Below are 14160 nucleotides of genomic sequence, written 5' to 3'. Positions count from 1 at the left end.
TGCCATGTAGAGAAGTGGACAGGAGCTGAGCCTAGCGGTGGTCAATCGCCTTTGCGATTGCGTCGCAGGTGCTCTGGATGATCTGGACGAGGATGATCATGAGGACGACGGTGACGAGCATGACCTCATCTTCGTAGCGGTAGTAGCCGTAGCGGATTGCGATATCGCCGAGGCCGCCTGCGCCGACTGCTCCTGCAATCGCCGTGTAGCCGAGGGCCGTGATGAGGGTGATCGAGATGCCACGGACAATCGAAGGCAGGGCTTCAGGCAGAAGCGCAGAGACGACGATGCGTGGTACCGAGGCGCCGCAGGACTCTGCTGCCTCGATGGCATCCTTCGGGACCTCGGCGAGCGACTGCTGGACCATGCGGGCGACGAAGGGTGCGGTCGAAAGGACGAGGGGAGGGATGACGCCGCGGACGCCGGTCGTCGTTCCTACAAGCGTCCTTGTCATCGGCATGACTGCCACGAGCAGGATGATGAAGGGGATGGAGCGTCCCATGTTGATGATCCATCCAAGGACAGCGTTCAGCGCCTTGTGGGGGCGAAGGCCTGTGGGTTCGGTCACATAGAGGACGATGCCGAGGAAGAGGCCGATGATGTAGGCGAAGAACGTGGAGATCAGGAGCATTGCGAGCGTATCGGCTATGCCCTGTCCCAGAAGCGATGCATAGACATTGAGGAATTCCTGGAAGCTATTCATCCCAGCCTGCCTTTCCGAGAAGCTGCTTCGTCACGGTGTGCTGGGGATCTGAGAAGACATCTTGGACCGTGCCGGACTCGACGACCTTGCCGTGCACAAGCACTGCGACATGCTTGCAGATGTCTTCGACAACCTGCATCGAGTGGGTGATCACAAGTATCGTGACGCCCGTGCGCTCATTGATCTCGCGCAGGAGCTTGAGCACGGATGCGGTACTGGCCGGGTCGAGGGCAGATGTCGCCTCATCGCAGAGGATGTAGGCAGGATGGCACGCCAAGGCACGGGCGATTGCGACACGCTGCTTCTGGCCGCCGGAGAGCTGTGCTGGATAGGAGCCTGCCTTGTCGGCGAGTCCTACCTCAGCCAGGAAGCCTTCTGCCTCCTTCTTCTGCTCGGGCGTGACCTTGCCATCTGCAGCAAGATAGGGGAAGCACACGTTCTCGAGGGCTGTCTTCTGCGCCAGGAGGCCGAACTGCTGGAAGATCATCGCGACGCGACGCCTGTAGGTCCGAAGCGCTGCACCGGAGAGCCCCTGGACATCCTGTCCATCCACGACGATGGAACCCGACGTCGGGGTCTCGAGCAGATTGATGCAGCGGACGAGCGTCGACTTGCCGGCGCCGGACATGCCGATGATACCGAAGATGTCGCCGTCAGGAATCTCGAGCGAGACATCGTCCAGAGCATGCTCGGAAGAGGCATTGCCGTATTGCTTTGTTAGATGCGAAATAGCTATCACGATAGACTCCAGATCAGGATATACAGTAAGCGACTGACATCCCGCCGGAGGCCAGCCATCAGCTGCGCCCGGTCCTGGCCACGCATGAACGTAGAGCCAGGTGCCCGGGCTTGGGCATCTGCATCATCTGCGCGGAGTATGTCATCGTCTCAGTAATCATGATTTCAACCTTACAGGCGGCTTAAGGATTTATCAAGCTTGGGGGATACATGGAAAATAGGTATCAGGATATCTGAATTGTAGATAGCTCGTTCGGAGCTGCTTTCTGAGCCCTGAAGACCATGCAGATCGGGCCCATCCGTCACGAGTTCGTGGTATTTGGCCGCAGATGGCAAAGGCTTGGGGTCCTTCCCCAACGCTTCGTCTCCATATGTGGTAAAACTGTTGCCAGTTCGAATGAAAGGCTTGGCTTGATGCAGTCCATACAGTGCCTTCTGGCATACAGAAGAGCGGTTCCGGAGACTATGTAGGCGTCTGTCCCCTGACAGGCCTACAGGCCAAGTGACAGGCGCCATGAAATGCTCGGAGGCCGGAGATGCCGGCTGCCGGGCTCTTTTTGTGAACAGCGCAAGCAGCCATCAATGGAAGAGGAAATCAGATGAAGGTTCTGTACAACGACGGCCACGTCGCAGAATGCCCCGAGGACGAGGAGCTCCACGTAATCCGCCACTCCGCAGCACATATCATGGCACAGGCCATCAAGCGCCTATACCCGGATGCCGACTTCGCATTCGGTCCGGCAACCGACAATGGCTTCTACTACGATATCGACCTGCCTGAGGGCCAGAAGATCTCCGAGGAGGACTTCCCGCGCATCGAAGAGGAGATGCGCAAGATCTGCAAGGAGAACCTGAAGTTCGAGGTCTACGAGCTTCCGCGCGAAGAGGCCATCAAGCACATGCAGGAGCGCGGCGAGAAGTACAAGGTCGAGCACATCGGCGACCTTCCTGAGGATGCCCGCATCACGTTCTACAAGCAGGGCGAGTACGTCGACATGTGCGTCGGCCCCCACATCACCTATACGAAGGCGCTCAAGGCCTTCAAGCTCACGGGCGTCTCCGGCGCCTACTGGAAGGGCGACAAGAACAACAAGATGCTGACCCGCATCAATGGCATCGCCTTCCGCAGCAAGGACGAGCTCGAGGCACATCTGAAGCTCCTCGAGGAGGCGGAGAAGCGCGACCACCGCAAGATCGGCCAGGAGATGGAGCTGTTCATGATGAACGAGGCCGGCCCCGGCTTCCCGTTCTGGCTGCCGAACGGCATGCGCATCAGGAACTCCCTCATGCAGTACTGGATGGAGATGCAGGACAAGTTCGGCTATGACCAGGTGCAGACGCCGATCATCCTGTCCCGCAAGCTCTGGGAGACCTCTGGCCACTGGGACCACTACAAAGAGAACATGTACACGACGAAGATCGACGACGAGGATTACGCGATCAAGCCGATGAACTGCCCGGGTGCCTGCCTCATCTACAAGAGCAAGCCGAGGAGCTACCGCGACCTGCCGCTCAAGCTCGCCGAGGCCGGCATCGACCATCGCCACGAGCTCCGTGGTGCCCTCCACGGCCTCTTCCGTGTCCGCGAGTTCCAGCAGGACGATGCGCACCTGTTCATCCGTCCTGACCAGATCACGGAGCAGGTCACCGATGTCGCCCATCTGATCACGGCCTACTATGCGCAGTTCGGCTTCCCGTACAGGGTCGAGCTCTCCACGCGTCCCGACAACTCCATGGGCTCCGACGAGGATTGGGAGCGCGCAGAGCAGGGCCTGAAGGATGCTCTCGAGGCCATGGGCGTCGACTACAAGATCAACCCGGGCGACGGTGCCTTCTACGGACCGAAGATCGACTTCCACCTGCAGGACTGCCTCGGCCGCGAGTGGCAGTGCGGCACGATTCAGCTCGACTTCCAGCTTCCGCACAACTTCCAGCTCGAGTACACGGACAAGGATGGCTCCAAGAAGCAGCCGATCATGATCCATCGTGCAGGCTTCGGCTCCTTCGAGCGCTTCATCGGCATGCTCATCGAGCAGTACGCCGGCAAGTTCCCGACGTGGCTGTCTCCCTGCCAGGTCAAGATCCTTCCGGTCTCCGAGAAGACGCGCGACTATGCTCACCAGGTCGCTGACCGTCTGCGTGCTGCCAAGGTCCGCGTCAAGGTCGATGACCGCGACGAGAAGATCGGCTACAAGATCCGCGAGGCCCGCTCGATTGACCGTGTCCCGTACATGCTGATCATCGGCGAGAAGGAGGCCGAGGCCGGAAACATCTCCGTCCGCGACCGCTCGAACGAGACCGTGCAGCGCGACCTCGACGATTTCATCGCAGATATCACGAAGGAGATTGAGGAGCGCAGGGGCTAGTTCCCGCTGCTCTGGAACAATCCAAGGCATGAGAAAGGGAGGCATCCGGCGTTAGCCGGGTGCCTCCCTTCGTCTTGGAGGACGTTGTCTTGGCTAGACTCTGAGCCAGGAAGGCTGCTCAGAGGAGATGACACGCGTGCAGGCACGTGCACGGTCGAGCGTCACGACCGAAGAGGCCTGATAGCTTCCGGACGGCATGAGCTCGAGCGAGAGGGCTGCATCGACGGTGCGGCCATCGGAGAGTGCGAGCGGCAGGAGGAGCCTCAGGCTGTCGCTTGAGGGCTCATAGGCAGGGGTGCACCAGCGGTAGCTCGTACGGGCATGGACGAGCGAGGCCTGAAGTGCCTCATCGAGGTCGCGGCAGAGCCTGCGCCAGACGGAGGGGTCCTGTGCGAGTGCGTGGCCAAGCTTCGTCTTTGCCTGCATGCGTGTGGCAGGAGCAGAGCCAGCTGCAAAGAGGTCGTCGACAAGTGCGGCTGCTGGCGTCCCTTCGACCTGCGCGGCAAGCCAGGCCTTTGGCAGGCGTTCAGTCTCGCCGAGAAGGATGCCGTGATAGTCGATGCTCACGAGCCGTGTCGTATCGGGCTCGATGTCGGCAAGGGATGTGAGGTAGCGTGCAGGCTGGGGCAGCGGATTCATGAGGGCAACGAGCTTCTGGCCGAGCTCTCCTGCTCCTGCGACAGCGAAGCCGGCAAGCTGCCAGGGAGAGGGGTCCTGAGCCGTCGCTGCCGTGAGGCAGGCATAGATGTCTTCCTGGAAGGCGGTCACAAGGCCTGTGTTGAAGGCAGCGAATCCTGCTCCGGGCACCTGGAGGATCTTCCCTTCGTGCGAAAGACGCACGAAGGTCGAGACGAGATACTCGTGGAGGATTGGGTAGCGCTCGCTTCCGGCGCCGGAATCTGACCACACTTCTGGCGCAGCCATGCGTGCGAGCGTGGCAAGGACCGACTCCCAGGAGCCGAACGATGCGAAGTCGGAGAATGCGCGGTCAGGACTCTTGGCGGAATCGGCAGCACCCTGTGAAAGCAGATCGCTCCAGGCGCCTTCGTCGACATGCGGCAGACCTTCGATGCCGACCGCGTCATGGGCGTGTCCCGTCCCGTCATCGCCGTCGACGAGGATGAGCGACCACTGCTTGCCGGCAATCGGACGCGTGCTCCTGCGGATCGTAAGGCGGATGGGGCTCGTGCCATCTTCTGCAAGGAAGCGAATCGGGAAGCTCACGCGGCTCCTCGAGCCTTCGACCGCACCGGTCGCGAGGGCATGGTGCCAGTCCTCGTCGAGGATCTGCGTAAGGTCGATATCGAAGGGGAGCATGCGGGTGAGAAGGCTCAGAAGCTCGTCCTTGCAGTGAACCTCGGCTGAAAAGCTCCTGGGCAGGCTTCTCGGAAGCACGGACGCCTCCGGTCCCTCCTTGGCGGGCGCTGCTGGCGTCTCCTTTGCAGGAGCAACGGGCACAGGCGCCTGTGGCGCTTCCTGCACGGGGACATCTGCTGCCTTCGGCTCAGGGGCAGGCGCCGCCGCTGCCGGTTCAGGCTCAGGCTCTGCTTCGGCAGGCGTTTCAGGGGCCGCTTCTTCGTATGCGGGTTCCTCTTCGGCCTCAGGCTCGTCCGGAAGGGCACGGATCTCATCGAGCGTAAAGACATGGGGATGGCCGGCATCCTCGACTGCAGGGGTCTCATCTGCCTTTGGCTCTTCTTCCTCGGCTGCCACGGTCTCGGGCTTGGCTTCGGGCGCTGCCTGAGCTGTCGGCTCTGCTGCTTCGGGCTGCGCTTCTGCTGATGGAGTTTCAGGCACAGCTTGAGCATCTGCCTCTGGAGCCTTTGCCTTGTCCTGAGGCTTCTGTGTCTCTTCCGGCTTTGCCTTCTTCTGCTTCTTCTGGATATGGCGGGGCTTCACGGCCTTGAGCTGGGAGCCCTTCTTTTTCTTCCAGGGCTTTCCTGCCTTGCCCGATCCCTTTTCCTGGACCGGTGCTGCAAGCGCCTCGTCCCACTGCTCGTTCTGGACGATCGTGACGTAGCTCCTGCCTCCCTTGAAATCGGTGAGCGTCACGAAGTCGGAGCAGGCTGCCATCACATCGCGGTATGTCTCGAAGCCGAGGTCTTCTGGCTCTATGCCCTCGGCCTTGAAGAGCTCCTCGATCTTTGGCAGGAATATCTGGTGCCCTGTCCCATATTCCTTTGCAATGAGCTGATAGATATAGAGCTGGTGCCCAAGCTGAATCTTTGCCATCTTCATCATCCCAACAATGTCCCGCACAGGGACCGCGCGAATTCGAAACGTAAATAGACATACCCAAAAGTGTCTGTCTGCACATGCATCCATTCCCTGTCATGTATGGATGCATCGAAGACAATGCCCTTTCCAGCATGCATCGTGCATGTAACAGAGTACGCCTACGGACGTTTCCGTACAGAGATAGGGGCCTAATCTGCGTAAGATGGGAGATGGAAGGAGCTGATAGGAATGGATCAGACGCTGGAAGAGATTCTGAAGGGCTTCTCGAAGCGCCTCGGGGCGGCCAGGACCTGGATCGTGCCGGGAGGGACCGAGCATCTCTCTGAGGGACTGCCCCAAGGGGCAGTGCTTGGAGAGACGCTTGGGCACGTGCCCATAGCCTGTCTCGATGTGAAGGCAGAAGCTGCCAAGGCACAGGCAGAAGGAAAGCTCCTCGTCGTCGACAATACGATTGCGAGCTCCTATGGCTGCCCTGCGGTGCGTCTCGGTGCCTCTCTTGCAGTCGAGTCGCTCGATGCAGTGCTGGGATGGCTCGGAAGCGGTCTTATCGCCGTAAGCGTTGCGAAGGATATGCCGCAGGGTTTGCAGGATCTTGCCGCATCGTTCGACGAGAGGCCTGAGGTCTCGGGCAGGATGCTCGATGAGCTCGCGCGGGCACTTCGGAGCTTCGATGAGAGGAGACGCGCTGCTTCGGACAACGCACAGGTGGCAGCAAGCTATCTCGTCTGCCATCCGGCTGTGAAGGAGGTCCGCTACCCCGGACTCAAAGGAGATCCGACGCAGCCGATTGCGGCGCGCACGCTCCAGCGGGGCTTCGGGCCCTGCGTCGATTTCCGTCTCAGAAAGCCTCGCTGCGATGTGGAGGGACGCATCCTCTGCGCTCCAGGCAATGCCTGGGTGCCAGGAGGCATCGCCTCGAGGCTCTCTGTCGTGACCGATGAGGAGGGCGCCATCTGGACGAGACTTGTATGCGGGCATGGCAAGCCGGAACCTCTGATCGAGGCGCTCGAACAGACGCTCAAGTGATTCCATCCAAATGAAAAGGGCCGCCTTGGGCGGCCCTTTCTGTGTGCCAGGGAGATACCTATTTCGCTTTGAGGCTGCGGTAGGTCACGAAGCGGAAGGGGATGCCTTCCGGCGTCATATCCGTATCGGTCTCGTCGATGACTGTCCACGTCGGGTCGTCATCGAGGTTCGGGAAGAAGGCGTCGGCTTCGCGCACGCAGCCTGCCTTCGTGACGACGGCCTCCGTGCAATAGGGGAGCAGCTCTTCGTAGACACTGGCACCTCCTATGACCCAGACCTTGTCTGGGTCCTCATGCGCGACGGCGTGGAGAAGCTCGTCGATGGAGGCGACCTTCTCGGCTTCCGGATCGAGCGTCGTTCCGCCATGCGTGAGGACGATGTTGCGGCGGTTCTTGAGGGGGCGGCCTCCCGGGAAGCTCTCGAGCGTGCGGCGGCCCATAACGACGGTGCCCCCTGTCGTGCAGGCGACGAAGTGGTGCATGTCGGCCTTGTTGCGGACAAGCAGCCTGCCCTTGTTTCCGATGCCCCAGTCAGAGCAGACAGCGACGATTGCTCTCATGCGCGCTCCTAGATAGCGATAGGGATGTTCTTGATCTGAGGACCATGCTGGTAGTCCTCGACAATCAGGTCGTCCGTCGTGAAGGCATAGAAGTCATGCACGTCGGGGTTGAGCGTGACCTTCGGTGCCGGATAGGTCGGACGGGAGATGAGCTCCTCGATCATCGGCACATGCCTGTCATAGATATGGGCATCGGCGATCATGTGGACGAGCTCGCCTGCCTCCATATCGCACACCTGCGCCACCATCATGAGCAGGATGGCATACTGGCAGACATTCCAGTTGTTCGCCGCCAGGACATCCTGGCTGCGCTGCACGAGCACCATGTTGAGCGTCGGGCGGTCGGAGCCCTTGTCCTGCGTCACGTTGTAGATCGCGTTATAGGCGCAGGGGTAGAGATGCATCTCGTGCAGGTCCTGGAAGTTGTACATGTTTGTCATGATCCGCCGGGAGTACGGATTGTGCTTCAGGTCATAGAGGACACGGTCCATCTGGTCGAACCTGCCTTCGGGATACTCCGAGACCTGGCCGATCTGATAGCCATAGGCCTTGCCGATCGAGCCTTCCTCGTCTGCCCACTCGTCCCAGATGTGCGAGTGCAGGTCATGGATGTTGTTCGACTTCTTCTGGTAGATCCAGAGGATCTCGTCCATCGCGCTCTTGAGCGCCGTGCGCCTGAGCGTGAGTGCCGGGAATTCCTTTCTCAGGTCGTAGCGGTTGCAGACGCCGAAGCGCTTGATCGTGTAGGCAGGAGTGCCGTCCTCCCAGTGGGGGCGCACCTTCTGTCCTTCGGTCGTCGTGCCATTGTCCAGGATATCGCGGCACATCGCGATGAAGAGGTCATCGGCCTTGCTCATGGGCAGGCTCCTTTCTCAAATGAAGCTATCTAGCGGATTGGATACCAGTATTCATCGGAGCCGGAGTTCGAGCCCAGGCCGTTGCTGCCGGAGCCATCTCCCAAGCCGTATTCGTCGTTGTAGCCGTAGCCATTGCCGAGGCCGGAAGAGGAGCTGCTGTACGACTCATAGCTCGAAAGATAGCGGTAGATGAGGCCTGAGAGGCCAGCAGCGCAGCTCGTCGCTGCTGCCATGAGGCAGAGGACGACGGCTCCTGCGATGATCAGAGCTACCGGACCTGACTTTGCATTTCTGGGGTCATTCGTCGAGCTTGGACCGACTATAGGCGCCGGTGCTTCAGTGCCGGCGATCGTATCATCCATAAGGTCTCCTTAGAACTGTTCTGCCTGGATGATGTCTTCCCACGCAAGGCCGATGGCATTCACGAGGGAGCGGTCGGCCTCGAGCCAGTCCACAGAAAGAAGATCTTCGTGGGCAAGCCATCTGCCCGCCTCGTGGACCTTGAGCTCGGGCTCTGTGCCGGCAGGGACTGGTGCGACATAGACATCCATGGAAAGATGGAAATCGGGGTAGTCATACTCTACGGTATCGAGATACCAGAGCGTCGTGAGCTTGAGGCCAAGCTCCTCTTCAATCTCGCGGCGGCAGGCGTCCTCTGCGGTCTCGCCGGGCTCGACCTTGCCGCCGGGAAGCTCCCAGCCGTCCTTCTGGGCACCAGCGGCACGCTGTGCGGCAAAGATGCGCGCGCCATCGGTGATGAGGGCAGCGGCGACATGCTTCGTTTCTGCCATCAGAGCTCCTCTCCGGCAAAGCGCACGACCGCATAGCTCTCTCCGTCAGGAGCGGCGAGGTCCACGGCGTGGCCATCTTCTGTCTCGTGCACGATAGGCACGATCGTGTCGCCGAGCTGGGCGGCGCGCTTGTACTGGACATCGATCGTGTGCGGCAGGCAGGCGGCAGGAAGCGCCTGGACGGCGAGGAGCACGTAGTTCGCATTGTTCATGTGGTGGTTCGTGTCGAGGAACTGCTCTGTCACCTCGAAGGGATGCATCTTCGTGCCAGGTCCTTCTGCCTTGACCTTGCGGAGGAGCGGTCCGATCTCAAGCCTCGGCTCCGCCTCGTCCATATAGGCATACTCGGATTCCGGGACATTGATGACACGCTGGGCGGCAAGATCGAACATGAACCAGAGGGAATCTGCCTTCACGCAGGAAGTGCCGTCTGCGCGCTTCATCTCGAAGCAGCGCTTTGCCTGGAGGCCTCTCAGATGGTAGGCCCAGGTCGAGACCTCAATCTTCTCGCAGAAGTGAGGCAGGCTCTCGATCTCGATGTGCCAGGTGCCGACAATCCAGCCGAGATGGTTGCTCCGAAGATGGTCAAGGCCGATGCCGAGATGCTCCGACTGGAACGTGGAGCAGTCCTGGAAGTAGTTCATGAGGGCATAGAGCGTGAGCGTGCCCTCTCCATCGGATTCGCTGTAGCGGACCCTGCTATCGAATGAATACATGTGGGCTCCTTGTCTGGACTTCCAGACCATGGTGCCACAAAAAGATGCTGGCTCCCTTGAGCGCCTGCACTTAGTGCGAAAAGGGCAGCACTCAGTGCAGGACAAGCCTTCTCAGCTGGCAGGCATGCTCGGCGATGCACTCACGTGGCGTCGTCTCGTCGAGACGGGCGATGGTGAAGAGGAGGTCTGCTGCATAGAGTGCAAGACAGAGTGCCGCTGCTGCCATGCAGAGCCTCTGGTCTGCCGTGCTGAGCGTGCCCAGGATCGAGGGCTGCAGGATCTTCACGTCGATGACAGCAAAGAGGCCGAAGACCGAGCTTGCCTGCGGACAGACAAGGCCCCTGAAGTTCCCGGGAAACATCGAATAGTCCCACCATCTTCTGTTGAAGCGGCGCTCGAGCATGGCTCCTGAAGTGTATTCGAGCACGGTCGAGAGGATGCATCCGAGAAGGAAGAGGAGAAGGGTATCCTCGACCCAGCCGAGAGCGAGCCAGACAACAATGGCAGAGACGCCGTAGATCGGGCAGGTCGGCCCATAGAGCATGCCGCGGCGTTCGAGATGGCGAGAGGCAAGCGAGCAGTAGATGGTCTCCCAGACCCAGCCTCCGGCTGCGATGATGGCGCCAGAAAGCAGGAGGTGGGCAGAGGCTTCAGCAAGGGACACTACAGGCAATGTGTGCTCCTCTCGAGGGATTGGGTCTTCTTTGCCAGGACCTCGGCGACGCAGCTTGCCTTGTCGGCAAGCGTCACGACCCAGCCTTCGCGGGTCCTGGGCGGAATCGGCACAAATGGGAACATGTGATGGACGATCACATCCCGCTCGATTGGCGTGAGATCGAAGTCGCGCTCTGCATTGTGCAGCGCATGGAAGGGATGCGTGAACCCATGCCAGCGGTCGGGCGCCGTTGCGCCCTCGTGCCAGTCGTAGAGGAAATAGTCATGCAGAAGCGCGCCCGTGACGAGGTCTTCCATATGGAAGGAGAAGGGGAGCGCATGGGCGATGCGGAAGGCTATGGAGGAGACAGAGAGGCAGTGCTCTGAGCAGGTCGTATCCCCATGCTGGATGAAGGCATCCATCTGATGGAAGGCGGCAGTCGCCGCTACCGGCTCTGCCAGCTCTTCGAAGCTTCTCCCGTCCTTCATGTGCATCCTCCATTCGCAACCAAAAGAGAATTATTCCCAAAATGGGAAATAAATGCAAATCGGGAAACAGCCTCTCTCATGCTATGCTCAGATAGTCGAAGGGAAGCTATGGGCAAAGAGCGCAGAGGCGAAGACAGAAGGGTCATCAAGACACGCCGCGCGATACGCACGGCGCTCCTGGAGCTCCTGTCGTCCGATGATGCGGGAGATATCACAGCCCGCGATGTGGCTGAGCGTGCCCTCATCAGCAAGAAGACGTTCCTGGCACATTATGGAAGCGTCTCTTCTGCCATAGATGAGATGGAAGAAGAGGCCGTCGAGGCTATCGCCGATGTGCTCGACGAAGCGGAAGCAGTGGCAGACGAAGAGGGCTATGCACATGCCGCAGAATGCATCGCAGAGCTCGCCGAAGACCGTGCGTCGACCGTAGGCGCCCTCCTGCATACGAGGGTCAAAGACGATCTTGTGGCCAGGATCGAGCGCCTGGTGCATGATCGGGTCGTCTCTGCTGCAGGGCCTGACGCAGGGTCGCTCATCCCCGATTTCGTGGCAGGAGGCATCGTCTCTGCCTTCAGGCGCTGGGTCCAGGATGGAAGGCAATTTTGCGCAAGTGAGCTGGTCCATAAGGTATCGGCACTCCTGGGGATGCTCGGGCACGGTAGCGGCCAGAGCGAAGAGCCGACAGATATCGTATAGGACATCAGGGCCCGGAGCGTGGCTCCAGGCCCTGATTCATTGCGGGATGTCTTTGCCGCTACGCTTCTGGATAGGCGATCTCGTCGGTACCTGAGAAGCGGGGAGCCTCCGAGTCCTCTGCATGATAGCGGCTCATGGAGTCCACGATCATGCGGTTCGCAGCAGGATAGATGCTCGTCTCATAGGACGTGACCGTGCCTTCGATCACGTCGCCGTCCACCTGGAGCGGAATCGGCTCGGAAGAGACGACGCGGATATCCTTGCCGGTGAAGGTCTGGATCTGGGGGCGTCCGATGCTCTTGCCGCTTCTGTCGAGGATGCCGGCAAAGATTGGCTTCAGCACATGCACGGCGTCGCTTGTCTCAAGCACGATCACATCGAGCAGGCCATCGTCCATGCGGCAGTCCGGCACGATCTCGATATCGCCCTGCATCATTGCATTGTTCGCGACCATGCAGGTGATGCCATCGCATTCATGCACGACACCGTCAGCGAAGATCGTGAAGTGCGAGACGACAGGTCGGGGGTTCTCGAGGGCGGCTGCAAAGTAGGCAATCTCGCCCATGGACTTCTTGTTCGGGATGGCGGATGACATGAGCTGGGCATCGAAGCCCATGCCGCACATGAGGCCAAAGCCGCGGGAGTGCTCGGTTCCCTCAGCGTCGTGCCAGTGCACCTCGGCGATATCGGTGAGAGCCGTGTGCCCGACCCTGCAGGCACGCGCAAGCGCGGCAGGCTCCATTGCATTGCCGACATTTGCACAGAAGAGGTTTGCCGTGCCGGAGGGGAAGACGCAGGCCGCGACATCGCGGTAGCGCAGGGCATGGAGGAGGCCTGTGACGGTGCCGTCGCCGCCTGAAAGCACGCACACGTCGTAGTCCTCCGCATTGCGGACGAGCTCTTCGGGCGTCTCGCCGTCTGCAATCTCATGGAACGTGCAGGTGTCTCCCTGATGCACGAGAGAGCGCTCGAACTCGAAGATTGCGTCGGAGCCGAAGCCCGACTTGGGATTGTGGATTATGAGAGTTCGCATATATCCTCCCGGGGCGGGCCAGATGGGCAGCCCGGCCGCTATGATGGTTGAGGAGTGCTGGCGCTGCCAGCTTTCTTGCAAGTATACCCAGGGAACATCCCGAAGGAGTCGCGTGTATCTTACAGATGAAGCCGATGTCCGTGCCTTTGCAGAGCGTGCAGCCGCCTCGAGCGTGCTTGCGGTAGATACGGAATTCCTGCGCGAGAAGACCTACTATCCGCGCCTGTGCCTTCTGCAGCTTGCCACGGCAGAAGAGTCCGCTATCGTCGATCCGATCCTCGTGCAGGATCTCTCCTGCATAGCCGATCTCTTCCGGGATACGCGCATCACGAAGGTGTTCCATGCCTGCGGACAGGACCTCGAGGTCATCTATGCTGCCATGGGCTGCGTGCCCGACCCGATCTTCGATACGCAGGTGGCAGCGGCATTTCTGGGACACAGGCAGCAGATTGGCTACGGCCCGCTTGTCGAGGCCTACTGCGGGGTGCACCTTGCGAAGGCAGAGTCGCTCACGGACTGGTCGAAGCGTCCGCTCGATGCAGCGCAGCTCCGCTATGCGGAAGAGGATGTGAGCTATCTCCCGGGCATCTATGAGCGCATGCTCTCAGAGCTCGTCGAGAAGGGAAGGCTTGGCTGGGTGCTTCCGGAGTTCCAGAGCATGCTCGATCCTTCGAAGATCGTGACAAAGCCTGAGGAGGCCTACCTCCATCTCAAGCGATCCACCTCGCTCACGAAATCGCAGCTTGCGATTGCCCGCGAGATCTGCGCCTGGCGCGAGCGCGAGGCAGCACGCCTCGATGTGCCGAAGCGCTGGGTGCTCTCAGACGAGATCATCGTCGAGTGCTGCAGAAGGCAGCCGACGGTGCCGGCGCGGCTTCTGCGCATCCGTGGCACGGAGCAGCTCACGCAGGCCTCGATCGCAGCGGTCTGCAATGCCGTGAAGCGCGGCCTTTCTGCTGACATCTCCGATATCAAGGTCACCCACAGGCATGCCCGTCCCTCTGCCGAGACCGAGTCGGTCGTCGACCTCATGTATGCCCTGCTGCGCATCAAGGCGGACCGGTACGGGATCGCCTCGCAGGTCATAGCAACGCGTGACGACCTGCTCGAGTTCCTGAGGCACCCTGAGACGTCGCCGCTCTCCGCCTCCTGGAAGAAGGAGGTCATCGGAGACGACCTCACAAGGCTTCTCCAGGGCGAGATTGGCCTCACGGTGAAAGATGGGGGAATAGAGCTTCTGTAGCGTGCCTGTGCGCCTGTGTCAGATTCCTGTCGGATACTGGGTAGAAGATGG

The 14160-nt window shown here is 60.4% G+C and carries 15 protein-coding genes; 4 read left to right on the top strand and 11 right to left on the bottom strand.

The genetic code is table 11. From position 1 onward, the window contains the following. Window positions 1–31: 31 nt before the first annotated feature. Together ABVS03_RS02635 and ABVS03_RS02630 are read right to left on the bottom strand one after the other, a co-directional pair. On the bottom strand, window positions 32–703 hold the full coding sequence (locus ABVS03_RS02635; RefSeq protein ID WP_368017906.1) for a methionine ABC transporter permease: 672 nt from the start codon (window positions 701–703) through the stop codon (window positions 32–34). Beyond that, entirely contained in the window at window positions 696–1442 is a 747-nt protein-coding gene (locus ABVS03_RS02630; protein ID WP_330972009.1) for a methionine ABC transporter ATP-binding protein, read from the bottom strand. Before ABVS03_RS02630 ends, ABVS03_RS02635 begins: the two co-directional genes overlap by 8 nt. A gap of 598 nt (window positions 1443–2040) precedes the next feature. Between ABVS03_RS02630 and thrS the strand changes: the two genes are divergently transcribed. Then, on the top strand, window positions 2041–3807 hold the full coding sequence (gene thrS / locus ABVS03_RS02625; RefSeq protein WP_330972008.1) for a threonine--tRNA ligase: 1767 nt from the start codon (window positions 2041–2043) through the stop codon (window positions 3805–3807). Between the two features lie 93 nt (window positions 3808–3900). Here the strand turns inward: thrS and ABVS03_RS02620 are convergent, their stop codons facing one another. Next, complete coding sequence (locus tag ABVS03_RS02620; RefSeq protein WP_368017905.1) at window positions 3901–6039, bottom strand: DUF3825 domain-containing protein; 2139 nt, start codon at window positions 6037–6039, stop codon at window positions 3901–3903. Between the two features lie 234 nt (window positions 6040–6273). On the opposite strand from ABVS03_RS02620, the gene ABVS03_RS02615 reads away from it, so the two are divergent. Next, window positions 6274–7071: a PLP-dependent transferase gene (locus ABVS03_RS02615; RefSeq protein ID WP_368017904.1), complete on the top strand. Its 798-nt coding sequence runs from the start codon at window positions 6274–6276 to the stop codon at window positions 7069–7071. 58 nt (window positions 7072–7129) lie between these two features. Here ABVS03_RS02615 and ABVS03_RS02610 read toward each other — a convergent pair whose 3' ends face one another. The 7 genes from ABVS03_RS02610 to ABVS03_RS02580 form a co-directional block, all read right to left on the bottom strand. After that, complete coding sequence (locus ABVS03_RS02610; protein WP_368017903.1) at window positions 7130–7630, bottom strand: dihydrofolate reductase; 501 nt, start codon at window positions 7628–7630, stop codon at window positions 7130–7132. Window positions 7631–7638: 8 nt separating this feature from the next. After that, window positions 7639–8487 carry a thymidylate synthase gene (thyA, locus tag ABVS03_RS02605; protein WP_368017902.1) on the bottom strand — a complete coding sequence of 283 codons (849 nt, stop codon included), beginning with the start codon at window positions 8485–8487 and terminating at the stop codon, window positions 7639–7641. A 29-nt stretch (window positions 8488–8516) separates the two neighbouring features. Continuing rightward, window positions 8517–8849 carry a hypothetical protein gene (locus tag ABVS03_RS02600; protein ID WP_368017901.1) on the bottom strand — a complete coding sequence of 111 codons (333 nt, stop codon included), beginning with the start codon at window positions 8847–8849 and terminating at the stop codon, window positions 8517–8519. 9 nt (window positions 8850–8858) lie between these two features. Further along, the gene (locus ABVS03_RS02595) at window positions 8859–9278 is read right to left on the bottom strand and encodes a (deoxy)nucleoside triphosphate pyrophosphohydrolase (protein WP_368017900.1); all 420 of its coding nucleotides are present in this window, start codon (window positions 9276–9278) and stop codon (window positions 8859–8861) included. After that, window positions 9278–9994: an acyl-ACP thioesterase domain-containing protein gene (locus ABVS03_RS02590; RefSeq protein WP_330972001.1), complete on the bottom strand. Its 717-nt coding sequence runs from the start codon at window positions 9992–9994 to the stop codon at window positions 9278–9280. Before ABVS03_RS02590 ends, ABVS03_RS02595 begins: the two co-directional genes overlap by 1 nt. Window positions 9995–10085: 91 nt before the next feature. Beyond that, a complete protein-coding gene (locus ABVS03_RS02585) occupies window positions 10086–10658 on the bottom strand; it encodes a putative ABC transporter permease (RefSeq protein WP_368017922.1) in 573 nt (190 codons plus the stop codon). Continuing rightward, window positions 10658–11137 (bottom strand): HD domain-containing protein, encoded by a 480-nt coding sequence (locus ABVS03_RS02580; protein WP_368017899.1) that lies wholly within the window; start codon window positions 11135–11137, stop codon window positions 10658–10660. The genes ABVS03_RS02585 and ABVS03_RS02580 overlap by 1 nt, the downstream gene beginning before the upstream one ends. 108 nt (window positions 11138–11245) lie before the next feature. On the opposite strand from ABVS03_RS02580, the gene ABVS03_RS02575 reads away from it, so the two are divergent. Further along, window positions 11246–11833, top strand: a complete 588-nt coding sequence (locus ABVS03_RS02575; protein ID WP_368017898.1) for a TetR/AcrR family transcriptional regulator — start codon at window positions 11246–11248, stop codon at window positions 11831–11833. A gap of 58 nt (window positions 11834–11891) precedes the next feature. Here ABVS03_RS02575 and ABVS03_RS02570 read toward each other — a convergent pair whose 3' ends face one another. Then, window positions 11892–12866 (bottom strand): diacylglycerol kinase family protein, encoded by a 975-nt coding sequence (locus tag ABVS03_RS02570; RefSeq protein WP_368017897.1) that lies wholly within the window; start codon window positions 12864–12866, stop codon window positions 11892–11894. A 112-nt stretch (window positions 12867–12978) separates the two neighbouring features. Here ABVS03_RS02570 and rnd point away from each other — a divergent pair, with 112 nt between their 5' ends. Beyond that, window positions 12979–14109 carry a ribonuclease D gene (gene rnd, locus ABVS03_RS02565; protein WP_368017896.1) on the top strand — a complete coding sequence of 377 codons (1131 nt, stop codon included), beginning with the start codon at window positions 12979–12981 and terminating at the stop codon, window positions 14107–14109. The last annotated feature ends 51 nt before the right edge of the window (window positions 14110–14160 follow it).

Source organism: Olsenella sp. AGMB03486, from assembly GCF_040884255.1.
Lineage (GTDB): Bacteria > Actinomycetota > Coriobacteriia > Coriobacteriales > Atopobiaceae > Olsenella_L > Olsenella_L kribbiana.
Note: the sequence above shows the minus strand (reverse complement) of the source record. Positions and strands in the feature narration are given on the sequence as shown.